The sequence below is a fragment of the Nocardioides cynanchi genome (genome assembly GCF_008761635.1).
Lineage (GTDB): Bacteria > Actinomycetota > Actinomycetes > Propionibacteriales > Nocardioidaceae > Nocardioides > Nocardioides cynanchi.
The window spans coordinates 3,182,880-3,205,353 of the sequence record NZ_CP044344.1; the positions used below are offsets into that span (position 1 = coordinate 3,182,880).

24 protein-coding genes are annotated in these 22,474 nt (G+C 72.2%); 15 read left to right on the forward strand and 9 right to left on the reverse strand.

Annotation, left to right across the window (positions count from 1 at the left end; all coding sequences use genetic code 11):
- The first annotated feature begins 99 nt into the window (after window positions 1–99).
- From paaN to E3N83_RS15345, 3 genes are all read left to right on the forward strand, one after another.
- Window positions 100–1,773 (forward strand): phenylacetic acid degradation protein PaaN, encoded by a 1,674-nt coding sequence (paaN, locus tag E3N83_RS15335; RefSeq protein ID WP_151084046.1) that lies wholly within the window; start codon window positions 100–102, stop codon window positions 1,771–1,773.
- Window positions 1,774–1,992: 219 nt separating this feature from the next.
- Window positions 1,993–3,465 carry an amidohydrolase gene (locus E3N83_RS15340; RefSeq protein WP_151084047.1) on the forward strand — a complete coding sequence of 491 codons (1,473 nt, stop codon included), beginning with the start codon at window positions 1,993–1,995 and terminating at the stop codon, window positions 3,463–3,465.
- Between the two features lie 60 nt (window positions 3,466–3,525).
- Entirely contained in the window at window positions 3,526–4,437 is a 912-nt protein-coding gene (locus E3N83_RS15345) for an alpha/beta fold hydrolase (protein WP_151084048.1), read from the forward strand.
- A 6-nt stretch (window positions 4,438–4,443) separates the two neighbouring features.
- Here the strand turns inward: E3N83_RS15345 and E3N83_RS15350 are convergent, their stop codons facing one another.
- On the reverse strand, window positions 4,444–5,619 hold the full coding sequence (locus E3N83_RS15350; protein ID WP_151084049.1) for a PucR family transcriptional regulator: 1,176 nt from the start codon (window positions 5,617–5,619) through the stop codon (window positions 4,444–4,446).
- A gap of 91 nt (window positions 5,620–5,710) precedes the next feature.
- Here E3N83_RS15350 and E3N83_RS15355 point away from each other — a divergent pair, with 91 nt between their 5' ends.
- Genes E3N83_RS15355 through E3N83_RS15365 form a run of 3 tightly spaced genes read left to right on the forward strand, consistent with a single transcriptional unit; the run spans window position 5,711 to window position 8,683 of the window.
- Window positions 5,711–6,841: a ferredoxin reductase gene (locus E3N83_RS15355; RefSeq protein ID WP_151084050.1), complete on the forward strand. Its 1,131-nt coding sequence runs from the start codon at window positions 5,711–5,713 to the stop codon at window positions 6,839–6,841.
- A gap of 8 nt (window positions 6,842–6,849) precedes the next feature.
- Complete coding sequence (locus tag E3N83_RS15360; RefSeq protein ID WP_151084051.1) at window positions 6,850–8,091, forward strand: fatty acid desaturase family protein; 1,242 nt, start codon at window positions 6,850–6,852, stop codon at window positions 8,089–8,091.
- A gap of 58 nt (window positions 8,092–8,149) precedes the next feature.
- Complete coding sequence (locus E3N83_RS15365; protein ID WP_202879238.1) at window positions 8,150–8,683, forward strand: hypothetical protein; 534 nt, start codon at window positions 8,150–8,152, stop codon at window positions 8,681–8,683.
- Here E3N83_RS15365 and E3N83_RS15370 read toward each other — a convergent pair.
- Genes E3N83_RS15370 through E3N83_RS15380 form a run of 3 tightly spaced genes read right to left on the reverse strand, consistent with a single transcriptional unit; the run spans window position 8,680 to window position 11,500 of the window.
- Window positions 8,680–9,240 (reverse strand): mycothiol transferase, encoded by a 561-nt coding sequence (locus E3N83_RS15370; RefSeq protein ID WP_151084053.1) that lies wholly within the window; start codon window positions 9,238–9,240, stop codon window positions 8,680–8,682. The genes E3N83_RS15365 and E3N83_RS15370 overlap by 4 nt on opposite strands.
- A gap of 54 nt (window positions 9,241–9,294) precedes the next feature.
- Complete coding sequence (locus E3N83_RS15375; RefSeq protein WP_151084054.1) at window positions 9,295–10,083, reverse strand: maleylpyruvate isomerase family mycothiol-dependent enzyme; 789 nt, start codon at window positions 10,081–10,083, stop codon at window positions 9,295–9,297.
- Window positions 10,084–10,108: 25 nt separating this feature from the next.
- Window positions 10,109–11,500 (reverse strand): amidase family protein, encoded by a 1,392-nt coding sequence (locus tag E3N83_RS15380; RefSeq protein WP_151084055.1) that lies wholly within the window; start codon window positions 11,498–11,500, stop codon window positions 10,109–10,111.
- A 254-nt stretch (window positions 11,501–11,754) separates the two neighbouring features.
- Here E3N83_RS15380 and E3N83_RS15385 point away from each other — a divergent pair, with 254 nt between their 5' ends.
- Window positions 11,755–13,212, forward strand: coding sequence for a DEAD/DEAH box helicase (locus E3N83_RS15385; protein ID WP_238342936.1), 1,458 nt, complete (start codon window positions 11,755–11,757; stop codon window positions 13,210–13,212).
- A gap of 149 nt (window positions 13,213–13,361) precedes the next feature.
- On the forward strand, window positions 13,362–14,450 hold the full coding sequence (locus E3N83_RS15390) for a 2-oxo acid dehydrogenase subunit E2 (RefSeq protein WP_151084057.1): 1,089 nt from the start codon (window positions 13,362–13,364) through the stop codon (window positions 14,448–14,450).
- On the opposite strand, the gene E3N83_RS15395 is transcribed toward E3N83_RS15390, so the two are convergent.
- Window positions 14,447–14,857, reverse strand: a complete 411-nt coding sequence (locus E3N83_RS15395; RefSeq protein WP_151084058.1) for a hypothetical protein — start codon at window positions 14,855–14,857, stop codon at window positions 14,447–14,449. The two genes, E3N83_RS15390 and E3N83_RS15395, sit on opposite strands and share 4 nt — an antisense overlap.
- Window positions 14,854–15,210: a hypothetical protein gene (locus E3N83_RS15400; RefSeq protein ID WP_151084059.1), complete on the reverse strand. Its 357-nt coding sequence runs from the start codon at window positions 15,208–15,210 to the stop codon at window positions 14,854–14,856. Before E3N83_RS15400 ends, E3N83_RS15395 begins: the two co-directional genes overlap by 4 nt.
- Window positions 15,211–15,292: 82 nt before the next feature.
- Between E3N83_RS15400 and E3N83_RS15405 the strand changes: the two genes are divergently transcribed.
- A complete protein-coding gene (locus E3N83_RS15405; protein WP_151084060.1) occupies window positions 15,293–16,396 on the forward strand; it encodes a zinc-binding dehydrogenase in 1,104 nt (367 codons plus the stop codon).
- A gap of 24 nt (window positions 16,397–16,420) precedes the next feature.
- Here the strand turns inward: E3N83_RS15405 and E3N83_RS15410 are convergent, their stop codons facing one another.
- Entirely contained in the window at window positions 16,421–17,062 is a 642-nt protein-coding gene (locus E3N83_RS15410; RefSeq protein ID WP_151084061.1) for a TetR/AcrR family transcriptional regulator, read from the reverse strand.
- A 65-nt stretch (window positions 17,063–17,127) separates the two neighbouring features.
- On the opposite strand from E3N83_RS15410, the gene E3N83_RS15415 reads away from it, so the two are divergent.
- From E3N83_RS15415 to E3N83_RS15435, 5 genes are read left to right on the forward strand one after another with little or no spacing between them, the layout of a single operon-like run.
- Window positions 17,128–17,478, forward strand: coding sequence for a hypothetical protein (locus E3N83_RS15415; RefSeq protein ID WP_151084062.1), 351 nt, complete (start codon window positions 17,128–17,130; stop codon window positions 17,476–17,478).
- A gap of 5 nt (window positions 17,479–17,483) precedes the next feature.
- Window positions 17,484–18,035, forward strand: coding sequence for an antibiotic biosynthesis monooxygenase family protein (locus tag E3N83_RS15420; RefSeq protein WP_151084063.1), 552 nt, complete (start codon window positions 17,484–17,486; stop codon window positions 18,033–18,035).
- Window positions 18,007–18,426: a YybH family protein gene (locus tag E3N83_RS15425; RefSeq protein ID WP_151084064.1), complete on the forward strand. Its 420-nt coding sequence runs from the start codon at window positions 18,007–18,009 to the stop codon at window positions 18,424–18,426. Before E3N83_RS15420 ends, E3N83_RS15425 begins: the two co-directional genes overlap by 29 nt.
- Window positions 18,427–18,482: 56 nt before the next feature.
- On the forward strand, window positions 18,483–19,616 hold the full coding sequence (locus E3N83_RS15430; protein ID WP_151084065.1) for a maleylacetate reductase: 1,134 nt from the start codon (window positions 18,483–18,485) through the stop codon (window positions 19,614–19,616).
- On the forward strand, window positions 19,609–20,535 hold the full coding sequence (locus E3N83_RS15435) for a dioxygenase family protein (protein ID WP_151084066.1): 927 nt from the start codon (window positions 19,609–19,611) through the stop codon (window positions 20,533–20,535). The genes E3N83_RS15430 and E3N83_RS15435 overlap by 8 nt, the downstream gene beginning before the upstream one ends.
- Here E3N83_RS15435 and E3N83_RS19625 read toward each other — a convergent pair.
- Window positions 20,494–20,847, reverse strand: a complete 354-nt coding sequence (locus E3N83_RS19625) for an iron chaperone (protein ID WP_191907825.1) — start codon at window positions 20,845–20,847, stop codon at window positions 20,494–20,496. The two genes, E3N83_RS15435 and E3N83_RS19625, sit on opposite strands and share 42 nt — an antisense overlap.
- 121 nt (window positions 20,848–20,968) lie before the next feature.
- Between E3N83_RS19625 and E3N83_RS15445 the strand changes: the two genes are divergently transcribed.
- The gene (locus E3N83_RS15445; RefSeq protein ID WP_191907826.1) at window positions 20,969–21,874 is read left to right on the forward strand and encodes a GerMN domain-containing protein; all 906 of its coding nucleotides are present in this window, start codon (window positions 20,969–20,971) and stop codon (window positions 21,872–21,874) included.
- A gap of 10 nt (window positions 21,875–21,884) precedes the next feature.
- On the opposite strand, the gene E3N83_RS15450 is transcribed toward E3N83_RS15445, so the two are convergent.
- Entirely contained in the window at window positions 21,885–22,376 is a 492-nt protein-coding gene (locus tag E3N83_RS15450) for an Lrp/AsnC family transcriptional regulator (protein ID WP_151084069.1), read from the reverse strand.
- Between the last annotated feature and the right edge of the window lie 98 nt (window positions 22,377–22,474).

Consider the following 22,474-nt stretch of genomic DNA (forward strand, 5'->3'; position numbering starts at 1 on the left):
GCGGACCCCTCGGGGGTCACGCGGAGTCGAGACCACATCGTGATGTGACGGCGTTCCCCACGTTTGCATGGAGGTGTCACACCCGTCAGTGTTGCGGACATGACTTCTGCGTGGTTCGACAAGCACCGTGAGCGCCTCGACGCGGCGGTGGCCGCCTGCGCGTCGCGCGAGTACTACTCGGCCTTCGACGAGTCGCCCTCCCCGCGGGTGTACGGCGAGTCCGCGGCCGCCGAGGGCAAGGCGGCGTTCGAGGCGTGGCTGGGCACCGACTTCCCCCTCGCCACCCCGGGCAGCGACGGCACGGTGGCCACCGAGCGCTCGCCGTACGGCTTCGACCTCGCTGTGAGCTATCCGCGGGCCCGCGACACCGACGCGCTGATCCGGGCCGGCCTGTCCGGCATGAAGGCCTGGCGCGACGCCGGCCCGGACGCCCGGGCGGGGGTCTGCATCGAGATCCTGGACCGGCTGCACGCGCGGGTCTTCGAGCTGGCCAACGCCGTGCAGCACACCAGCGGCCAGGCCTTCGTGATGGCCTTCCAGGCCGGTGGCGCCCACGCGCTGGACCGCGCGCTGGAGGCGATCGCCTACGCATGGGTCGAGATGACCCGCATCCCGCGCACGGCCTTGTGGGAGAAGCCGGGGCGGGGCGAGCCGCTGCGGATGGAGAAGACGTTCACCGTGGTGCCGCGCGGCGTCGCCCTGGTGATCGGCTGCAACACCTTCCCGACCTGGAACTCCTGGCCCGGGCTCTTCGCCTCACTGGTCACCGGCAACGCGGTGGTCGTCAAGCCGCACCCCTCCGCCGTGCTGCCGCTGGCGATCACGGTGCAGGTCTGCCGGGAGGTGCTGGCCGAGGCGGGCTTCGACGCCGACCTGGTGAACCTCGCCGCCGAGGAGCCGGCCGACAAGCTGGCCTCCTCGCTGGCGCTGCGCCCCGAGGTGAAGCTGATCGACTTCACCGGCGGCAACGCCTTCGGTGACTGGCTGGAGAAGAACGCCACCCAGGCCACCGTCTTCACCGAGAAGGCCGGCGTGAACACCGTCGTGCTCGACTCCACGTCGGACTTCAAGGCGATGTGCTTCAACCTGGCGTTCTCGTTCGCCCTCTACACCGGCCAGATGTGCACCGCGCCGCAGAACGTCTACCTGCCCGCGGACGGGATCGAGACCGACGACGGCACCAAGACGCCGGCCGAGGTCGCCGCCGGCATCGGGGCCGCGTTCGAGAAGCTGCTCGGCGACGACGCCAAGGCGGTCGAGCTGCTGGGTGGCGTGGTCAACGAGGGCGTGCTGACGCGGCTCGACGCCGCGGGCGCGGACGGTGCGCGCGGCGAGGTGCTGGTCGCGTCGCGGACGGTGACCCATCCGTCGTACGCCGACGCCACGGTCCGGACCCCCGCGATCGTCGGGCTGACCGCCGCCGACGCGGACGTCTACGAGGCCGAGTGCTTCGGGCCGGTCGCCTACCTGATCTCGACCTCGGGCACCGACGAGTCGATCGACCTGTTCCGCACGACCGTGCAGCAGCACGGTGCGATGACGGCCGCGGTCTACTCGACCTCGGAGGACGTCGTCGAGCAGATGCGGGACTCCGCGCTGGACGCCGGGGTCGCCCTGAGCGAGAACCTCCTCGGCGGTGTCTTCGTCAACCAGTCCGCCGCGTTCTCCGACTTCCACGGCACCGGTGCCAACCCGGCGGCCAACGCGTCGTACACCGACGGCGCCTACGTCGCCTCACGCTTCCGCGTCGTCCAGTCGCGCCGCCACGTCTGACGGGCCGCGTCGGTGGTCGAGCGGACCCGCCGATAGCTCGGTGGTCGAGCGGACCCGCCGACAGATCGGTGGTCGAGCGGACCCGCCGATAGATCGGTGGTCGAGCGGACCCGCCGATAGATCGGTGGTCGAGCGGACCCGCCGACAGATCGGTGGTCGAGCGGACCCGCCGATAGCTCGGTGGTCGAGCGGAGTCGAGACCACCACTAGCGTGACCCCGTGGCCGACTTCGTCCTGCGCAACGTGCGCGTCGTTCAGCTCGGGCGGGGGCGGGGCTGGGTGGGGCCTGTCGACGTCTTCGTCGAGCAGGGCACGGTGCGCGAGATCGGGCACGGGCTCGACCATCCGGCCGGCATCGAGGAGCAGGACGCCGACGGTCGCTGGCTGATCCCGGGGCTCTGGGACCACCACGTGCACCTCGCCCAGTGGACGGCGCGGCGCGACCGCCTCGACCTGGCCGGCTCGGCGTCGCCCGAGGAGGTCGTCGCCCGCGTGGCCGACCACCTCGCCCGACGCCCCGGCCCGCTGGTCGGCGTCGGCCACCGGTTGGGGACGTGGACCAGCGAGCCGACGGTCGCCGAGCTCGACGCCGTCGCACCCGACGTCCCCGTGGTGCTGATCGCCGGTGACGCCCACCACGGCTGGCTGAACTCCCGCGCGCTCCAGGCCCTCGGGCTCCCCGACCGGGTGGGCGTCGTGGCCGAGAACGAGTGGTACGACGCCTACACCCGGATCGACGCGGTCGCCGAGCCCGACGTCTCCCCGCAGGCCTACCGACGCACCCTGGAGGAGGCCGTCGCGCTCGGGGTGGTCGGGCTGGTCGACCTCGAGCGCGGTCAGACGGCCGCGGACTGGGAGCCGCGGGACTCGCCGCTGCGGGTGCGGGTGGCGACCTACGCCGACGGGCTCGACGCGGTCATCGACGCCGGGCTGGCCACCGGGGCGGTGCTGCCCGGCTCGCCGTCGACGGTGACGATGGGCCCGCTGAAGATCATCTCCGACGGCTCGCTCAACACCCGCACGGCGTGGTGCTGCGAGGAGTACGCCGACGGTGGTGCCGGCGCTCCCAACCAGACCAGTGCCGAGCTGACCGCACTGCTCGAGCGGGCGCACGCGCACGGGCTCGAGGTGGCGACCCATGCGATCGGCGACCGTGCCCTCCAGGAGGCGCTCACGGCGTACGACGCGACCGCGGCCGCCGGCTCGATCGAGCACGCCCAGCTGGTCCGCCGCGACTCGCTGCCGCAGCTGGCCCGGCTCGGCCTGCGGGCCAGTGTCCAGCCGGCGCACCTCCTCGACGACCGCGACGTGACCGAGCTGTGCTGGCCGGACCGGGCCGGCCGGTGCTTCGCGTTCCGGTGGATGCTCGACGCCGGGGTGACGCTGGCGCTGGGCTCCGACGCGCCGGTCTCGCCGCTGGATCCCTGGCTGGCGGTCGCCGCCGCGGTCCACCGCAGTGCCGACGAGCGCCCGGCCTGGCATCCCGAGCAGGCGCTGACCGTGCGCGAGGCGCTGGCCGCCAGCGTCGACGGGCAGGGCAGCGTGCATGCCGGGATGCCGGCCGACCTGGTGCTGCTCGACGCCGACCCGCTCGCGGCAGCCGACGACACGGCGGCCCAGGCGGCGGCCCTCCGGGCGATGCCGGTGGCGGCCACCCTGGTCGGCGGCGAGGTCGTGCACGGCGGTCTCTGAACCGCACCGTCACCCCCAGGGGCGTGGTGGCGTCCGGGGCCGCGTGCTTGCGTGGTGGGCATGAGCGACGACGAGCAGACCACCGACGAGCAGGTCGACAACGACCGGACCGAGCACGAGTCTGCCGAGGACCACGAGAACGAGGACCAGCAGACGGACAAGCGCGACGACGACGCCGGGCTCCGCGTCGTCGACGCGGGAGGGGACGGCCGGCCGGTGGTCCTGATCCACGGATGGCCGCTGTCGATGGCGTCGTGGTCCGGGCAGGTGCCGAAGCTCACCGACGCGGGCTACCGCGTGGTGACCTACGACCGCCGTGGCTTCGGGCAGTCGGATCCCGGTGACGGCTACGACTACGACAAGCTCGCCGGCGACCTCGACAACGTCCTCACCGACCTCGACCTGACCGACGTCACGTTGGTGGGCTTCTCGATGGGTGGCGGCGAGGTCGCGCGCTACATCGCGACGTACGGCGAGGAGCGGCTGCACAGCGTGGTCTTCGCCTCGGCGGTGCCGCCGTACCTCCACAGGACCGACGACAACCCCGACGGCCCTCTCGACGACGACACGGCGGCGCAGCTGCGGAAGGGCCTCGAGGACGACCGGGACGCCTTCTTCGACGACTTCATGACGCAGTTCTTCACCGCCGGCGGCGAGCTCAAGGTCAGTGAGCAGCAGCGGCAGGAGGCGCTGGACGTGTGCCGACAGTCCGACCCGGAGGCCGCCTTGGCGTGCCTGGACGCCTTCGCCACCACCGACTTCCGCGACGACCTCACCAAGATCACCGTCCCGACGCTCGTGCTCCACGGCGACTCGGACGCGACCGTGCCGTTCGAGGGCTCGGGCAAGCGCACGCACGAGGCGATCGCGGGAAGCAAGCTGGTCGTGATCGAGGACGGGCCGCACGGCATCAACGTCAGCCACACGCTGGAGTTCAACAACGCCGTCCGCAACTTCTTGGACGAGGCGTAGCCGGGCTCAGGCCAGGGCGAGGGTGAGGTCGCGGATCGTGTCGGGGTCGTCGAGGCGGTCGCCGTACAGCTCGCGCAGCTGACCCATGCGGTAGCGCACCGTCTGCGGGTGCACGAACAGCGCGGCCGCGATGTCCTCGCGCCGGCCCTGGTGGAGCAGCCAGGCACGCAGCGTCTCGGCGAGCTTCTGCTGGCTGGCCGGTGTCAGCGTCGCCAGGGGCGCCAGCACCCGGGCCCTCAGGTCGGCGACCGCGTCGGCGTCGGCCGCCAGGATCAGGTCGGCGAGGTGCTCCTCGGTGTCGTAGGCCTCGTCTCCGGTGCGTAGGGCCACGGCGCGCACGGCTCGGGTGTACGACGCCGCGACGCCGAGCCACGGCCGCGCCGGGCCGGCGACCGCCGCGCGACGCGACAGCGTGCGCAGCAGCCGGACCCGGGCCCGGCCACCGGCATCGGGGACCAGCAGCGCGCTGAGCCCCTCCGGCAGGGGGACCGGCTCGCCGACCGCCGACAGCGTACGCGGGTCGAGCAGGCCGAGCACCGGGCGCACCTGGGAGTTGGGGAGCAGCACGGCGGTCAGGGTCTTCGGCGGCGTCCAGTCCGCGCGCTCGGCGGCCGCGATCAGCGCGTCCGCCGGGTCTCCGCGCAGGAGGCCTAGCGCCAGCCGGTCGAGATAGCCCTGCCGGGCCCGGCCGGTGGTCTCGAGCTCGTCGGCGTGCCCGGCCACCGAAGCGGCCGACAGCTCGTCGATGTAGGCGAAGACCAGCTCGGCGAACGACGCCAGGGTCTCGGCCGGGATGCCGCCCTCGACGGCGGTCTCGGCGAGCTCGCGCCACGCCACCCGGGCTCCGACCCGGTAGGCCGAGAGCAGCGCGTCGGCGCTGCGACCGCTGCGTGCCTCACCGCGCCCCAGGGCGTAGGCGCCCTCGAGCGCGGGGGACAACGGCGTACCGGCGTCGGTGGTCCGCCCCCGAGCGGCGAGCCGGAGGAAGCCGGCCAGCGCCATCTGCACGGCGTTCTCGATGTTGTCGGCCATCGGGCCACCGAAGGCGCCGACGTAGGAGGGGACCTCGTCGGTGACCGCAGCGATGGTGTGGGTGGCGACGTCGGGCAGGCGTCGCCGCAGCAGGTCGATCAGCCGGGGGTCGAGCACGAGCCGGGTGACGTTCGCGTCGCCGGTGGTCATGTCGGGATTGTTCCATACGAACAAAGAACGCCGGGCTTGTCTACGCACGATGGTCAGGAATAGTGCAGTTGAGTACGACAAACTGGAAGTCATGAGCACCTCGGTCGACACCCCCCGTGGCTGGCGTGCCTCTGCCCTGAAGATCGCCGAGGCCGCCACCCATCCGCTGGTGCCTGCCGACTTCCTGGATCTCTTCGCCCCGCTGCGCACCGGCGCCGAGCTGCGCGGCCGGATCGAGTCGATCCATCCCGAGACCGCCGACGCCGCCACCCTGGTGATCCGCCCCGGCGCCGACTGGGCCGGGCACGTGCCCGGGCAGTACGTCCGGATCGGCATCGACGTCGACGGTGTCCGCAACTGGCGCGCCTACTCCTTGACCCACGGTCCGCGAGCCGACGGCCGGATCTCGATCACGGTCAAGGCCGTGCCCGACGGCAAGGTCAGCAACCACATCGTCCGCGACTCCCGCCCTGGCACGCTGGTCCACCTCGAGCAGGCGGCCGGCGAGTTCGTGCTGCCGACCCCGGTGCCTGGCCAGAGGACCAAGCTCCTCTTCGTCACCGCAGGCTCCGGCATCACCCCGGTGATCGGGATGCTGCGCAACCTGTTCCCGGTCACCGACGCCGGCGTGGTCCGCCTGGCCCGGAGCGCGGCGTACGACATCACCGTCGTGCACGTCGCCCCGAGCCACCCCGACTCGATCTTCAGCCGCGACCTCGAGGCGCTCGACGCCGCCGGGTGCATTCGCCTGGTCGCGCGGTACGACGACGAGCACGGCATCCTCGACCTCGCCGACCTCGAGACGCTGGTGCCCGACCTCGCCGAGCGCACGACGTTCGGCTGCGGCCCGGGTGGCCTGCTCGACGCCCTCGCGGCCCACCACGACGCCCGCGGCCTCCCGTTGTACGTCGAGCAGTTCCGCGTCACCACCATCGTCGCCGGCGAGGGTGGCACGGTCGCCTTCGACCGGACCGGTGCCCTCGTCAGCTGCGACGGTGCCCGCCCGATCCTCGAGCAGGCGGAGGAAGCCGGCGTCCTGATGCCGAGCGGCTGCCGGATGGGCATCTGCTACCAGTGCGTCCTGCCGATGCGCGAAGGGGTCGTCCGCGACCTGCGCACCGGCGAGCTCACCACCGCCGTCCCCGGGGAGACCCCCTCGGGCGGCGTCCTGATCCAGACCTGCATCAACGCGGCCGCCGGGCCGTGCCACCTCGATCACTAGGAGCCGAGATGACCACGATCCAGAAGAAGCCCCGCATCGGACAGGTGAACCCGATCGCGCACCTCACCACCGAGGACCTCGAGGCGATGGCCGTCGAGCTCGACGCGATCCGCCAGTCGGTCGTCGACACCCGCGGCGAGGCCGACGCCCGCTACATCCGCCGGGTGATCAAGACCCAGCGCTCGCTGGAGCTGGGTAGCCGGGTCGTCCTGCTCGCGAGCATCTTCCCGCCTGCCTGGATCGTCGGGACCGCCGGCCTGAGTGTCGCCAAGATCCTGGAGAACATGGAGATCGGGCACAACATCCTGCACGGTCAGTGGGACTGGATGCGCGACCCGAAGATCCACTCGACCACGTGGGAGTGGGACTCCGCGACGCCGGCCGCGCAGTGGAAGTACGCCCACAACGAGCTCCACCACAACTTCACCAACGTGATCGGCAAGGACAACGACCTCGGCTACGGCATCATGCGCGTCGACGAGGACCAGCCCTGGCTCCCGATGCACCTCGGCCAGCCGCTGTGGAACTTCGTCAACGCCCTCTTCTTCGAGTACGGCATCGCGGCGTACGACGTGGAGCTGCGTGGCGCGATGCTGCACAAGACGACTAAGGACCCGAAGTTCCAGCGTGAGTTCAAGGCCGTCCTGGCCAAGATCCGGCGCCAGGTGACCAAGGACTACGTCGTCCACCCCGCCGCGTCGGCCCTGACCGGCTCCTTCCTGACCACGATCGCGGCCAACTTCACCGCCAACACCGTACGCAACCTGTGGTCGCACTCGGTGATCATGTGCGGTCACTTCCCCGAGGGCGTGCAGACCTTCGAGAAGCGCTCGATCGACGGTGAGACCAAGCCCGAGTGGTACGTCCGCCAGATGCTCGGCTCGGCCAACATCTCCGGCTCGAAGCTGATGCACATCATGACCGGCAACCTCTCCCACCAGATCGAGCACCACCTGTTCCCCGACCTGCCGTCCAACCGGTACGGCGAGATCGCCCCGAAGGTAAAGGACCTCTTCGAGCGCTACGGCCTCGACTACTGCGAGCGCCCGTTGTCGCAGCAGGTGTACTCCGCCTGGCACAAGGTGGTCCGGCTCTCACTGCCCAACGGCTGGCTCGACCAGACCACGACGCGCAACCTGCCCGGCCAGCTCAAGCGGCTCTACCAGATGACCACCGGTGGCCCCAAGGTCCGCCGTGCCCTCCAGGCCCGGATGACCCAGGAGAACCGCCGGATGGCGAAGGCCGCCTGACCCGCCGCAACGCCGTCACGTCGGAGCCGTCGATGGCGCCCTGCGGATGACGTCGCGGGTGTTCGGATCCGTGGCCGCGTCGCCCGACGACGTACGACGTGCGTTGCCGGGCGACGACCTCGTGCCGGACGCCGACGTGGTGATGGACCGCGCGTTCGACCTCGCTGCCCCGCCCGTCGCGGTGTGGCCGTGGTTCTGCCAGCTCGGCAAGCAGCGGGCCGGGTGGTACCTCCCGCGCGCGGTCGAGCGCTTCGTCCCGGCCGCCCGCCGCGGGCTCCGGCACCTCGAGCCGGGGCTGGTCGCGGAGGCGCAGGTCGGCCACGTGATCCCCGACTGGGGTGGTCGCCACGCGAGGTTCGAGATCGCGGTCGTGGACCCCCCGCACGCGCTGGTCCACACGACCACCCGCGGTCGCACGCACGGCTCGTGGGCGATCGTGCTCACGCCTCGTGGGGCCGGCACGCACGTCCAGCTCCGCCTGCGGCTCTCGCCGGTACGGCGCCGGTGGCTGGCCGACACCGTGGGCGAGGCGTTCGACGCGGCCACGGTCGCCGGTCTCGCGGCCGGGCTCCGGGAGCGGGTCCGCGACTAGGGCCGCCAGCCGTCCGGCGGGTCCTCGCCGACGACGCCGTCCACGTCCTCGCGGAGCAGGTCGGCCTGGCCGGTGTGACGCCCGTACTCCTCGACCAGGTCGCACAGCAGGCGCCGAGCGTTGATCCTGCGTCCCTCGGCCCACCCCGGGTCTGCGGGCCGGTCGAGCCCACCGTCGGACAGCGCGTCGGCCCAGCGGGTCCGCGCGCGGGCCACCGCCCCGTCGTACAGGGAGTAGAGCGTCGCGGGGGAGTCGTCGGCGGCGCTGCGGAACTCCCACTCGTCGTCGCCGTCCCAGCCGTGGTCCGCCCACTCCCGGCCCATGCCGACGCCGGTCAGCTTCACCCCCGACGCATAGTCCTCCTGGGCGGCGAGGTGCTTGAGCAGCCCGCCCAGGGTCAGGGACGACCGGCCGACGCGGTGGGCGAGCCCGGCCGCGTCGAGGCCGGAGGCCTTGTAGCGGAACGTCCAACGCAGCCGGTCGAGCGCGCCGAACAGCTGCTGCACCTCGGTGCCCGCGAGTGGCGGCTCCCACGGTCGCTCGTCTGTCGTCGTCATGCCGACGAGGCTAGGCCGGTTTCCGGACGGAGGGCTTCCGCGAACCGAGCTGGCTCAGACGCCGGGGAACGTCGCGCGCAACAAGTCGAGGTCGACGCCCTCGGCCACCACCGATTCCGGCGTGTGGTCGGGGTCCAGCCGGCCGTAGACCAGCCGGACGAAGGCTTCCGCCGGCAGCTCCAGGACGGCGTTCGCCGCGGTGTCGTCGTACGACGGTGACAGGGCGGCACCGCCCGGTCCGATGTCGAGGTGGAAGGCGCGCTCGGGGCGGGTGGTGCGGACCTCGACGGACAGCGGCTCGTCGCGCTTCTGTCCCGTGTAGCCGGCGATCATTGCGAGGTTGCCGAGCACGACCGCCGCGGCGTCGTCGGCCAGCCTGGCCGTCGGGTCGAAGGCGACCACGATGTCCCACGTGTGCAGCGTGTGCTCGGAGAGCCGCATCTGCAGGAAGTCGCCGAGGTCCCGCTCCGCGCCGAACAGGTCGAGCTTCCAGCCGTCACGGGTGGCGTCGTCGATGGCCTCGATCCTGGCCAGGAACGCGGCGTCGGCGACGACCACGTCGCGCACCTGGACCCCGGGCTCCTTGGCGTTCCACTCGTCCCAGATCGGCTGCATCGCCTCGACCCCGGGGGCGTCGCCGCCGGCGAGCCCGGCGTCCAGCATCAGCCGGAAGACGTCTGCGCCGGAGCCGAGGTGCGAGGCGACCTGGCCGACGTTCCAGTCGTCGTCGTAGGACTGGGCGCGCGCCTGCTCGGCGCTCAGGTCGCCGAGCGCTGCGGCCAGGCGAGCGTGCGAGGCGTGGAGGAGGTCGAGTGCCTCCCGAGATGTTGAAAGTTCACTCATGTACCCGAGCGTAGCCCGATCGCGGCTACAGCACCTCGACGTACGTCGGCTCCGGAAGCGGGCCGGTCGCTGCGTCCCTGGCCTGCTCGAGGGCCCGGCCGATCGCGTAGAGATCGCTCTCGGCGCCGCGGGCGCCCCAGATGCTGACCGCGACCGGGAGCCCGTGCGCCATCTCGACCGGCACCGTCAGGATCGGCGCCCCGGCCAGTGCGCTGGAGTCGCTGGCACCTCCCGAGCCGTGGTCTCCGTTGACGAGGTCGATCGGGGTGGGCGGGGCCATCGCCGGCGCCAGGAGGGCGTCGAGCCCGTGCGTGTCGAGGGTCCGGGTCAGCTCGGCGCCCCCGGCCGCGGCGCAGGCGTCGACGGCGTCGAGGTACTGCTGGGACGACGGGCCGTCCAGGGCCAGCGCCTTCTCGAACAGCGACTGGCCGAACCACGGGAGCTCGGCATCGGCGTTGGCCACGTTGAACTCCACGACGTCGGCCAGGGTGCGCACGCCGGCAGCGCGGCCGTCGAGGTAGCCGGCCAGCCCGTGCACCAGCTCGATCAGCATCAGGTTGAGGACGTGGTCGTCGTCGATCTCCTTCAGCGCGGGCAGGGCCAGGTCGTCGACGATCACCGCGCCCGCCGCGGAGAGCCGGGAGAGCACCCGCTCGGCAGCGGCGTCGGCGTGGGTGCTGTAGCCCCACAGGTCACGGGGTACGCCGATCCGGCGGCCGTTCACGCCCGTCTCGAGCGCCGCGGTGGTGTCGGTGCCTGCGATGACGTCGAGCAGGGCGGCGTTCTCGGCGACGGTCAGCGTCATCGGGCCGGGCGCGTCCTGGGTCCAGGAGATCGGGACGATGCCGGTGGTCGGCACCAGGCCGACGGTGGGCTTGAGGCCGACGCAGCCGCAGGCGGCAGCGGGGGCCGTGATCGAGCCGTTGGTCTCGGTGCCGATCGCGTACGGCGCGAGCCGGGCGCCGATGGCGGCGCCGCTGCCGGAGCTCGAGCCCCAGGCGGTCCGGTTGAGGGCGTACGGGTTGCGGGTGAGCCCGCCGTACCCGCTCCAGCCGGACGTCGAGTGGTCGTCACGGATGTTGGCCCACTCGCTGAGGTTGGTCTTGCCGAGCACGACCATCCCGGCCTCGCGCAGGCGGCGGACCAGCGGGGCGTCGGCGGCCGGCGGGGCGTCCGCGAGGGCCAGCGAGCCTGCCGTGGTGGCGAGGCCGGCGGTGTCGATGTTGTCCTTGATCAGCACCGGCCGCCCGTGCAGGGGGGAGCGGAGGTGACCGACGGCGCGCTCCCGGTCCCGGGCCTCGGCCTCGGCCATCGCGTCCGGGTTGATGGCGCAGACCGAGCGGATCCGCGGGTCGATCTCCTCGATCCGGGCCAGCGCTGCGGTGGTCTCGGTGATGGCCGGGCCGTCGTTGCTCACCGCGGCATCCTCTCAGGTCGGCGAGCGCTGCCGCCCGCTCGAGACGGCAGGCGACTCGCCGGGAATGCACGCGTACGGCGTACGGCGGGTACGCTGGGGTCTTCAGCTCGTCGAACTCTCGCCGCGAGTTGTCCGCACGTCGTAGCAGCTGACATCTGCTCCGTGCGTAGCCCCCCGAAAACCTTTCGGATCCCGGCTGTTGGTGAGGCATCGCACAGATAGCGCTTCCCTTGACTTCCTTCGCATCACTCGGCGTGCCCGCACGCCTGTCCACCGTCCTCGCCCAGCAGGGCATCGACATCCCCACTCCGATCCAGGCCGCGACGCTGCCGGACTCCCTGGCCGGCCGCGACGTGCTCGGCCGCGGCCGGACCGGCTCCGGCAAGACCTATGCCTTCCTGCTCCCGATCGTCGCCCGGCTCACCGACGGCCGCCCGGCCCGCAGGGGAGCGCCCCGCGCGCTGATCTTGGCCCCGACCCGCGAGCTGGTCGGCCAGATCGACGCCGCCCTGGCCCCGCTGGCCAAGGCCGCCGGCCTGACCACCCGCACCGTCTTCGGCGGGGTCGGCCAGAACCCTCAGGTCAACGCCCTGCGCAACGGCGTCGACATCGTGGTCGCCTGCCCCGGCCGGCTCGAGGACCTGATCCAGCAGGGCCACTGCTCCCTGGCCGACGTCCAGGTGACCGTGCTCGACGAGGCCGACCACATGGCCGACCTCGGCTTCCTGCCCGCCGTCCGGCGGCTGCTGGGCAAGACGCCCCAGCGCAGCCAGCGCCTGCTGTTCTCGGCCACCCTCGACAAGGCCATCGACACCCTGGTCAAGCAGTTCCTGCACGACCCCAAGACCCACCAGGCCGACTCGGCGCAGTCGCCGATCGCGACCATGACCCACCACGTGCTGCACGTCGACCGCGACAGCCGGCTGCCGATCCTGGTCGACCTCGCCAGCGCTCCGGGCCGACTGATCGTCTTCACGCGTACCAAGCACGGCGCCAAGGCGCTGACCCGCCAGCTCAACAGGAGCGGCGTACCCGCGGTCGAGCTGCACGGCAACCTCGGCCAGGGCGCCCGCACCCGCAACATGGAGGCCTTCCACTCCGGCAAGGCCTCGACCCTGGTCGCCACCGACATCGCCGCCCGCGGCATCCACGTGGACGACGTCGCCCTGGTGGTGCACGCCGACCCGCCGGTCGAGCACAAGGCCTACCTGCACCGCTCCGGTCGTACGGCGCGCGCCGGCAACGCCGGCACCGTGGTCACCCTGATGACCAGCGAGCAGGTGCGCGACGTGCGCGACCTGACCAAGGCCGCCGGCATCTCGCCGACGACCACCAGGATCAACGGCTCGACCCACCCGGTCCTGCTCGAGCTCGCCCCGGGCGAGCGCACCCTGTCCGGAAGCCTCGACCTCGCCCCGACCGCCCTGCACCAGCAGCGCGGCGGTGGTGGCGGCGGGCGCGGCGCGGGTGGTGGCGGGCGCAACCGTCGCCGTGGCGGTGGCGGCCAGGGCCGTCCCGCGACCGCGGGCGCCTCCGCCTCGCGCGCCCCGAAGCAGGGCGGCCAGAAGCAGGGTGCCCAGCGCTCGGGCGGCCAGGGCCAGGGCAGCCAGAAGCAGCCGACCGGTGGCGGTCGTGGCCAGCGCCGCCCCGCCGCGCGCACCTCGTCGGGTGGCAGCACGCACAGCGCCGCCTCGTTCAGCGGTCGTCGCTGACCGACACCCCCGCTCGCGCGGAACTGTGACCTCCCCGTGGTGGTCGCCGGCGGCGAGGTCCCCTAACATCGAGCGCGTTCGCGAACGCGTCGAGCCGTCTTGGGAGGCGGGCCCGTCTCGGCGTCGTCCCACTACCGTGAGGTGCACCCGTGGCCCGAGTGCTGCGCATGCCGGAGCTCGCCGAGGACCCCACCGCCGGAGTGCTGTCGGAGTGGCTCGTCGAGGAGTCGGGGGTGTTCGCCGGCGCCCAGAGCCTGGCGACGGTCGAGACCGAGAAGCTCGTGGTCAGCGTCGAGGTGTCCGAGCCCGGCGTCCTGGTGAAGACGCTGGTGCCCACCGGTGCGCAGGTCGACACCGGCACGCCACTGGCCGTGCTGGCTGATCCCGACGAGACCGTGGCCGACCTGGACGCGCTGCTGGTGGAGCTCGGCTTGGCCGAGCCGGTGCCGGTGGCGGTGCCCGAGCCGGCCTACGCCCCCCGCCGCGTGGCGGCCGAGCTGCGCCGGGCACCCGACCTCGACGACCCGCTGGTGGTGGCCGAGCCCCGCACCCGCAGCGTTGCCGAGGTGCTCGGCCTGAACGTAGCGGCGCCGCCGCTGACCACCCCGTCGCCGGTCGAGGACGTCGAGCCGCACCGGGTGGTCACGCCGACCGAGGTGGGGCCGATCGCCCAGCTCCACCTGCGTGAGACCGTCCGGGCCGAGCCCCTGCTCGCTGTCCTCGCCGAGATCAACTCCGACGCCGAACGGGTCACGCTCACCGACCTCGTGGTCAAGGCGGTGGCCTCGGCGTACGACGGAGCCGCGCTGGGCGACGCCCGGCCGATCGTCGACGTGGCGGTCGCCGTGCCGGCCCGGACCTCGGGGGCCACTCCGGTGGTCGCCGACGTCGGCTCGTTGACGGTGACCGGTGTGCACGCCGCCTTGACCGCAGCGACCGCGCGGGAGGTCGCCGACCCGCCGGCGCCGGAGCAGGAGCCCGCGCTGATCACGGTCGTCGACCTCGGGTCACCCGGCGTGGCCGAGCTGGCGGTCGACGTCACCCCGGACCGCCGCGCGCTGCTCGCGGTCGGTGGGGTGCGCGACGAGCCGGTGGTCGAGCACGGCGTGCTGGTGCCCGGCAAGGTCCTGACCGTGACCTTCTCGATCGACCAGGAGCTCGCCGACTCGCGGCTCGCCGCCCGGTGGGTGGAGGTCCTGGTCGAGCTGCTGGAGCACCCCGTGAGGTTCCTGGCCTAGTCGGGTCCCGCCGTCGCGCGGGAGGCCCGGCCCAGGCGGAACAGCCACCACAGCCCGATGAACGGCAGCACCAGCGGCACGTAGCCGTAGCCGTTGCCGTAGTCGGACCACACGCTGGCCTTGTCGATGTCGTCGGGGTGGCTGAGCGTTCCGATCACCAGCACCCCGGTCAGCTCCACGAGGATCGTCGCCATGGCCAGCCGGCGGTGGTCACTGGCCAGAGCCCAGGTCGCTGCGATGTAGACCAGCCCGGAGAACAGCGAGAGCGAGTACGCCACCGGCGCCTTCGAGGCGTCGGTGGCGAGCTGGACGACGGCGCGGGCGGTGGCGGCGACCGCGAAGACGCCGTACACGAAGACCAGGACGCGACCGAAGCCGGTGCGGGTCGAGGGGACCGTCCTGCTCACCGGACGACCCAGAGGTCGTGGAGCCGCAGGGAGAGGAACGGTACGACGAGCACCGCGACCAGCAGCACCGCGGTGCCCGACCGGGTCTGCTCGCCGGCCGACCACACGAAGCCGATCGGCAGCACCAGCAGGGCGCCGATGAGATAGCCGAGGTAGGCGGCGACGTTCACGCCCGGATGGTCGCCGAAGACCCGGATCAGCCCGATCACGAGCTGGACGACCACGCCGACCTCGAGCACCACCAGCGCGCCGAACACGGGGTCACCCGGCAACCGGTCGAGCACGATCAGGACGACCAGCCAGATCGCGACCAGCCCGGAGGCGGCCGCGAGCACCAGCTGCACCGTGGTCATGCGGGCGAGCCTAGCCACGTCTCGGGCCGGGCCCGGCACGACCTACGATCGAGCGGGTGACCCCCGTGGACGAAGGAAGCTGATGACGCAGGCACTTGTGGCGACCGGACCGGGCGAGCCGCTCGACGTGAGGGAGGTCGAGCTGCGGCCGCTGACCCGGGTCGACGTGCGGGTCCGGGTCGCAGGGGTCGGCGTGTGCCACTCCGACCTGTCGATGGTCAACGGCACCCTCGCCCCGTCGTACCCCCTCGTGATGGGGCACGAGGCCGCCGGCACCGTGACCGAGGTGGGCGATCAGGTCACCGGCGTCGCGGTGGGTGACCACGTCGTCCTGAACTGGGCGGTGCCGTGCCGCGTCTGCTGGTTCTGCACGCACGGGGAGCCCTGGCTGTGCGCTGCGATCGAGGGGATGACGGGCACCCCCGGTGGGACGCTGGCGGACGGCACGCCGTTCGAGGCCTGTCTCGCGCTCGGCGCGATGGCCGAGGAGGTCGTCTGCCCGGCCACCGCCGTGGTCCCGATCCCCGCCGACGTGCCGCTGGAGGAGGCGGCCCTGCTCGGCTGCGCGATCCTCACCGGGGTCGGCGCGGTCCGCAACGTGGCGCGGGTGCGCCCGGGCGACTCCGTGCTCGTGCTCGGCCAGGGCGGTATCGGTCTGGCCGCGGTCGCAGGAGCCCGGCTCGCCGGGGCCGGGCGGATCGTGGCCGTCGACACCTCGCCGGCCAAGGAGGCGTTGGCCCGGGCGGCGGGTGCCACCGACTTCCTGCTCGCCGACCGCGAGCAGCCCGCCTCAGCCCTGGGGAAGCAGCTGAGGGCGATGACCGACGGCCGCGGCGTCGACGCGGCGCTGGAGTGCGTGGGCTCGGCCGGCACGATCCGCCAGGCCTGGACGTCGGTACGACGCGGGGGCACCTGCGTGGTCGTCGGCCTCGGCCCGAAGGAGCAGGAGGTGACGTTCAACCCGCTGGAGCTGTTCCACTTCTCGCGGACCCTGGTGAGCAGCATCTACGGCAACAGCGACCCCGAGCGCGACATCCCGGCTCTCGTCGACCTCCTGGGCGAGGGGCAGCTCGACCTGGCGGGCATGGTCACCGACCGGGTCGATCTTTCCGGCGTTCCCGCGGCCTGCGAGCGGATGGCCCGCGGCGAGGGCGGCCGCACGCTCGTCGTGTTCGACGGGAGCTGAGCTGACCGGGTCGCGACGCTCCGGCTAGTCAGCCAGGAGGGCCCGCTTCAGCATGTCCGCGACCCAGGCGGCATGTCGCTTCCGGCTCCAACCCAGCTCGTCGCACAGGAGACGCCCGACGTCGGGACTGACGATCGCGAAGATCGTCTCGCCGGCCTTCCGGGTGCTCATCCGCAGGGGGCCCCGCGCCGCGAACCATGTCGCGTAGAGCTGCATGTTGCGCATCCGGTGCCTCTCCAGGGACGCCAGTGTCTCGGCCACCTCCGGCTCGCCGGGCGCGGCGCTACGGAGGACGTCGAAGACCGGTCGGAGCACGACGTTGAGCTTGGTAATGAAGTCGGCGAACAACTCGATCTGCCGGACCGGGTCGGTCTCGTCCATGACCGCGCGTCCGTCGGCGGAGTCCGCCACGTTGCGGACCGACCGGTCTGGCACCAGCCGCAGGTCGACGATCGCCGGGATCAACCGGGCTTTGTTGCCGAAGACGGCGTGCACCGTGTCGCGTGCGACGCCGGCGCGTTCTGCGATCTCCTTCATCGAGGTGCCGGCATAGCCGCGCTCGGTGAACAGCTCGTCTGCCGCCTGCACGATCCGAGCCCGGGTTCGCGCGGCCTGCTCGTCGCGCGCCGGTGACGAGTACGAACGGGGGGCCTTGACGTCGCTCACGACTTGATCCTACAGTGCGATGATTCATCCGACACAGTGTCGGAACAATTGGAAAGGAACCGGCCATGCCCTCGTCGACCACCTCTGTTTCAGCTCTCGCCGGGTGCGCCGTCTCCGATCTGGCGGCGGTGCCTCTGCTGCTCGGGTCCGATGACGGTCTGACCGTCGTCGGTGTCGGTGTCGGCCTGCTCGCGGCGCTGACCGCCGTCGCCGCCTTGGGCGTGTGGTCCGGCGCCGGCTGGGGTCGTCCGCTCGCCTTCGGCACCCGTGGGATCGACATCCTCGGCGCCATCCCGGTCGCAGCAGGCGGCGCCGGTGCGGCCGCGACCTCGGCCGCGGCTGCGACCGTCGTACTGTCGCTCGTCGCCATCGTCACGTTGCTGCGCCTGGGTGGCCACGCGGCGCGGACGGCTTGACTGGCATGGACCTGGTCACGGCGGCGCCGCCTGAGGAGGCGATCGCCGCGATGGCGGCCATCGACGGCCTGAACATGGTCCCGATCACGCTCAACACGCAGACCGGACCCGAGCGCCAACTCGGGCCGGAGAGCGCCGGAGCGATCCTGATCCTCCAGGGCACCTTCATCGACGAGGAGCGTTTCGCCGAGTTCTGGATGCACGTGGCCGACCTCATGCAGCTGCTGGCCGACGCGCCGGGCTTCATCCGTCGCTACAACTTCGCCGAAGGACCGCACTACACGCTGATCGCGTTGTGGCGCTCGATCGAGGAGGCGCACGGGTTCTTCAGCCGTCCGGAGCACCAGGCAGCGATGCGGACGTCCTTCGAGCGGCGCTGGAACTACACCCACTTCGCCGGGCTGTGGGAGGCCGCCTCGCCGCGGCCACGCTTGTTCTTCTGTCAGACCTGCGAGGGCGTCATGCCGTCGCCCGAACCTTCCTGCACCGGATGCGGAGCAGACCTACCCGACCCCTTCGGAGGGCGCGATGTCCGAGCAGCTCCAGTCATTTCTTGACAAGTGGATCCCGACCCAGATCGAGACCGGACTCGACATGCACAGTGGCGACCCCTCATCGTGGATCGCCGTCTGGTCACACCGAGACCCGGTCTCGGTCTTCGGCGCCGGTGTGCGCGCTCGGTCGGGATGGGACGACGTTCTGCGCACCATCACCTGGGTCGCCAGCCGGTTCGGTGACTGCACCGACTACGACTACGAGCTGGTCTCCGCCGACGTCGATGGCGACCTCGCCTACACGTGTGGGTTCGAGCGCTACACCGCGACCAGGCCCGACGGCGAATCGATCACCAACGAGCTGCGCGTCACCCAGATCTACCGACGCGAGGGCGGCGCGTGGAAGCTCGTCCACCGTCACGGCGACCATCCGCCGGACGACCCTCCCGAGTGATCGCGGTCGCAGCGGGAGGTGACGGGGCGGGAGCACGCGGAGGACCGGTCCTGCGGATGGCTATCGGCATCCGCCGTGAGCGGCGGGTGGCGCTCGCCCTCACTGCCGTCGATGATGCGGGGGTGACCCCCGAGCCGCTCCGCTTCGCGCACGAGACCCTGCCGCAGCGGGTCCGCTTCGCGCCTGGCGACGCGGGCGAGGCGGTAGCGGAGGAGGTACGCCGGCTGGGTGGCACGCGGGTGATGGCGATCGCGACGAACCCCCACCGCGCGGCCCCCGTGCTGGCGGGGCTCTCCGTCGCGGTGCTCCACAGCGACGTCGTGATGCACGTCCCGTTGGCGGTCGCCGAGCGGGCCCGATCGGTGGCCGCGGAGTACGACGCCGACGTCGTCGTCAGCGTCGGTGGCGGCTCGACCACCGGACTGGCGAAGGCGGTCGCCCTCAGCACCGGCCTCCCCGTGGTCGCGGTGCCCACGACGTACTCCGGCTCCGAGGCCACCGACGTCTGGGGCCTGACCGAGGACGGCCGCAAGACCACCGGGGTCGACCCGCGCGTGCTGCCGCGCGCGATCGTGTACGACGCCAGGCTGATGCTCGGCCTGCCGGTCGAGACCAGCGTCGCGTCCGGCCTCAACGCGCTGGCGCACTGCGTGGACTCGATGTGGGGCCCGCGCAGCGACCCGATCGACCGGGCGCTCGCGCTGGAGGGCATCCGGGCGCTCTGCGCCGGGCTCCCGCGGGTCGTCGCCGACCCACGGGGCCTCGAGGGCCGCGAGCAGACGTTGTACGGCGCCTACCTTGCCGCGGTGGCCTTCGCCTCGGCCGGCTCCGGCCTGCACCACAAGATCTGCCATGTCCTCGGCGGCCGGTTCGACCTGCCCCACGCCGAGACCCATGCGGTCGTGCTGCCCTACGTGCTCGCCCTCAACGCGCCGGCCGTTCCCGAGCTCGATGCCCGGATGGCCCAGGCCTTCGGCGCGGACTCGGCGCTGGCCGGGCTCGAGGCGCTGCGGAGGGAGGTCGGCGCACCCCGGTCGCTGGCCGCCCTCGGCCTCGCCGAGCGCGACCTCGCCTCCGCCGTCGCGCCGATCCTCGAGGCCGCACCGGCGGACAACCCGGTGCCGGTCACGGCCGAGGTGGTCGAGACGCTGCTCCGCCACGCCTACGAAGGGACCGGTCCCGATGCCTGAGATCCCGCCCGAGCAGGAGGCCCGCGAGTCGGAGCTCGTCGAGCGGGTCGTGGCGTCGTTCGCGGGGACGCCCGAGCCGCGCACCCGTGAGCTGGTGGAGTCGCTGACCCGGCACCTGCACGCCTTCCTGCGGGAGACCCGGCTGACCGAGGCGGAGTGGCGCGAGGCGATCGGGTTCCTCACAGCGGTCGGCGAGATCACCGACGAACGGCGCCAGGAGTTCATCCTGCTCTCCGACGTGCTCGGGGCGTCGATGCAGACGATCACGATCAACAACGAGGCCCACGCGAACGCCACCGAGGCCACCGTCTTCGGGCCGTTCTTCGTCGAGGGCTCGCCCCACGTCGGCCTCGGCGGCGACATCTCGGGCGGAGCGCCCGGGGAGCCGTGCTGGGTCGAGGGGAGGGTCTCCGACACGTCGGGCGCACCGGTCGCGGGCGCGCTCGTCGAGGTGTGGGAGGCGGACTCCGACGGCCGCTACGACGTGCAGTACGACGACGACCGGGTCGCCGCCCGTGGCCATCTCCACACCGACGCCGACGGCCGCTACCGGTTCTGGGCGGTGACCCCGACGCCGTACCCGATCCCCGACGACGGCCCGGTCGGCCGACTGCTGCGGGCCACCGGCCGCTCCCCGATGCGGGCGGCGCACCTGCACCTGATGGTGGTGGCCGACGGGTGCCGCACCCTGGTCACCCACGTGTTCCCGCGGGGCGACGCCCACCTCGACGCCGACAGCGTGTTCGGAGTGCGCGACTCGCTCGTGGTCGACGTCGAGCACGACCTTCCAGGCACCGAGACCCCCGACGGGCGCGAGGTCGTCGGGCCCTGGTCGCGGATCACCTTCGACGTGGTGCTGGCCCTGGAGGGACGACCCTCAGGCGAGACCCAGCAGCCGGAGCTTGGCCTCGACCAGTGAGCGGACCAGCGCGTCCGGCAGCGGCTGGTCGGGCGGGAAGTGCAGCGAGCCCGTCGTCCGCTCGTAACCGGCCAGGTCGTCGGCGAGGTCCGCGAGCACCTGCCCGCTGTGCGGCAGATAGCTCAGGTGCTTGGTGAAGGCGGCGAAACCGGCCACCACCGCGCCGTCCACCCGGAAGGCCGGCATCCCGTAGGAGATGCCCTGCTCGGCCTCCGGCACCACGGCGAGGATCGACCGCCGCAGGGTCTCGAGCGTGCTGCGTGCGGGCTCGGCGAGGCCCGCGAGATAGTCATCGACCTCGTGCACGGTCACGCAGCTGAGTCTTCCAGACCGGGGCCGGACGCCTCTGGCGGCGCGGACGGACTCGGCGGATGCTGGAAGGGTCCAACCTGGACAAGGTGTCGCACCGACACCGTCGACCGGGAGGTGCTCCATGAAGGTCACCCGTCTGCTCACCCCGCTCTGCGCACTCGCGCTGGTGCCCGGCGCCGCCGTCGGCGGGGTCATGGTGGGTGGCACCGCGGCGGCCGGACCGGCCGCAGCCGCCACCCAGCCGACCCTGGTCGCGGTCACCGCTGTCCACCAGGGCGCCGAGGACCGGCTGGTCTTCCGGTTCAGCGGGGGCCTCCCGGTCAGCCACACCGCGCACTACGTCAACCGGCTCGTCGCCGACGGCTCCGGCCGGGTGGTCCATGTCGCCGGCCGGGCGATCCTCCAGGTGAGCTTCCGCAACGCGCAGGCCCATGACGCTCAGGGCAGCACCGCTCCGGCACGTACGGCGTACCGGCTGCCCAACGCCATGCTCTCGGTGCGCTCCGGTGACTTCGAGGGCGTCGTGACCTACGGCATCGGGCTGGCGAAGAAGACGCAGTTCCACGTGACCACCCTCCAGAACCCGAGCCGGGTCGTGGTCCACGTCGGGGCGGCCTTCCGGACCGTGCCGCGCAAGCTCTGGCTGTTCGACCGTCAGGCCTTCGTGGCCAACACGCCGCCGTTCTTCGTGCCACGGTTGCGCCCGGTGCTCCCGGGGACACCCGCGACCGGTCTCATGGACCGGCTCTTCGCCGGCGCGCTCCCGCTCGAGCGCAGTAGCGGCCTGAGCACGCTGCGCTCGGGAGCGACGGGCTTCGTGATCCGCTCGATCGCCGACGGCATCGCGCGGGTCCAGCTCACCGGGACCTGCAGCAACGGCGGCTCGACGGTGACGATCGCCGGCGAGATCATGCCGACGCTGCGCCAGCTGGGCAGTGTCGACTTCGTCAAGATCTACGACCAGGCCGGGCACACCGAGCACCCGCTGGGCCACCAGGACTCCATCCCGGCCTGCCTGGAGCCGTGAGCCTCGACGCTCAGATCGAGGAGGTCTCCGCCGGCCGCGCCGACACCAGCTCGTCGTCGCGGTCGGCGGCGTAGGCGTAGTTGAGCTTGTGCCGTGAGATGTAGATGAACGACTCGGTCGACCGCACGCCGTCGACGGCCCGCAACCGCTCGACCACGCGGAGGAGGTCGTTGTTGTCGGTGCAGACCAGCTCGACCAGCAGGTCGAAGCTGCCCGCGCTGATCACGACGTACGTCGTCTCCGGCCAGGTCGAGACCAGCTCGGCGATCCGGTTGAGGTCGTTGCCGGCCTGGATCCCGATCAGCGCCATCACGCCGAACCCCATGTTGCCGGGGTCGGTCAGCCCGATGATCTGGAGGATTCCGGAGGAGGTGAGCGACTGGATCCGTGACCGGACCGCCGACTCCGAGATCCCCAGCTCGCGCGCGATCACGGTGTTCGGGCAGCGCCCGTCCTTTTGGAGGAGCGAGATGATCTGCTGCGAAATCCGGTCGATCTCCATGCGATATTCGTTCTCCCGGGGAGGTTTGGAACCGAACTTCGGGGATTGACCCAAGATATGGTGCGAGGTACGTTTGCGCAACGCAGTGGGCCGGGCCG

Excerpts from the sequence above, each read along its gene's own strand:
- paaN (WP_151084046.1), top strand. The coding sequence starts at position 100 with ATGACTTCTGCGTGGTTCGACAAGCACCGTGAGCGCCTCGACGCGGCG.
- E3N83_RS15345 (WP_151084048.1), top strand. The coding sequence starts at position 3,526 with ATGAGCGACGACGAGCAGACCACCGACGAGCAGGTCGACAACGACCGG.
- E3N83_RS15350 (WP_151084049.1), bottom strand. The coding sequence starts at position 5,619 with ATGACCACCGGCGACGCGAACGTCACCCGGCTCGTGCTCGACCCCCGG.
- E3N83_RS15355 (WP_151084050.1), top strand. The coding sequence starts at position 5,711 with ATGAGCACCTCGGTCGACACCCCCCGTGGCTGGCGTGCCTCTGCCCTG.
- E3N83_RS15360 (WP_151084051.1), top strand. The coding sequence starts at position 6,850 with ATGACCACGATCCAGAAGAAGCCCCGCATCGGACAGGTGAACCCGATC.
- E3N83_RS15370 (WP_151084053.1), bottom strand. The coding sequence starts at position 9,240 with ATGACGACGACAGACGAGCGACCGTGGGAGCCGCCACTCGCGGGCACC.
- E3N83_RS15375 (WP_151084054.1), bottom strand. The coding sequence starts at position 10,083 with ATGAGTGAACTTTCAACATCTCGGGAGGCACTCGACCTCCTCCACGCC.
- E3N83_RS15400 (WP_151084059.1), bottom strand. The coding sequence starts at position 15,210 with ATGACCACGGTGCAGCTGGTGCTCGCGGCCGCCTCCGGGCTGGTCGCG.
- E3N83_RS15405 (WP_151084060.1), top strand. The coding sequence starts at position 15,293 with ATGACGCAGGCACTTGTGGCGACCGGACCGGGCGAGCCGCTCGACGTG.
- E3N83_RS15415 (WP_151084062.1), top strand. The coding sequence starts at position 17,128 with ATGCCCTCGTCGACCACCTCTGTTTCAGCTCTCGCCGGGTGCGCCGTC.
- E3N83_RS15420 (WP_151084063.1), top strand. The coding sequence starts at position 17,484 with ATGGACCTGGTCACGGCGGCGCCGCCTGAGGAGGCGATCGCCGCGATG.
- E3N83_RS15425 (WP_151084064.1), top strand. The coding sequence starts at position 18,007 with ATGTCCGAGCAGCTCCAGTCATTTCTTGACAAGTGGATCCCGACCCAG.
- E3N83_RS15430 (WP_151084065.1), top strand. The coding sequence starts at position 18,483 with ATGGCTATCGGCATCCGCCGTGAGCGGCGGGTGGCGCTCGCCCTCACT.
- E3N83_RS15435 (WP_151084066.1), top strand. The coding sequence starts at position 19,609 with ATGCCTGAGATCCCGCCCGAGCAGGAGGCCCGCGAGTCGGAGCTCGTC.
- E3N83_RS15445 (WP_191907826.1), top strand. The coding sequence starts at position 20,969 with ATGAAGGTCACCCGTCTGCTCACCCCGCTCTGCGCACTCGCGCTGGTG.
- E3N83_RS15450 (WP_151084069.1), bottom strand. The coding sequence starts at position 22,376 with ATGGAGATCGACCGGATTTCGCAGCAGATCATCTCGCTCCTCCAAAAG.